Below are 278 nucleotides of genomic sequence, written 5' to 3' on the forward strand. Positions count from 1 at the left end.
GACCGCCTGTGGCATACAAGTTCTGTCTTCTTCCACTCTCCGATGCATGAATATGCAGAGAGGCTGTCAGCACTCCTTCCTGAGCCTCTTAAGGTCATTTTCTTGGTAAACAGTGGATCAGAAGCCAATGACCTGGCCATGGTGATGGCCAGGGCATACTCGAACCACACAGACATCATTTCTTTCAGAGGAGCCTATCATGGATGTAGTCCCTACACACTTGGTCTGACGAATGTAGGAATTTACAAGATGAAAGTCCCCAGTACGATAGCCTGCCG

Annotated in this window: 1 protein-coding gene; it reads left to right on the plus strand. The window is 48.9% G+C overall.

The window, feature by feature from the left end:
* Positions 1–6 precede the first annotated feature (6 nt).
* On the plus strand, positions 7–278 hold a 272-nt coding region (locus tag KDM89_RS22205; RefSeq protein WP_268977926.1), incomplete at its 3' end, for an aminotransferase class III-fold pyridoxal phosphate-dependent enzyme.

Source organism: Cognatundibacterium luofuense (assembly GCF_018139685.1).
GTDB lineage: Bacteria > Pseudomonadota > Gammaproteobacteria > Burkholderiales > Burkholderiaceae_D > Undibacterium > Undibacterium luofuense.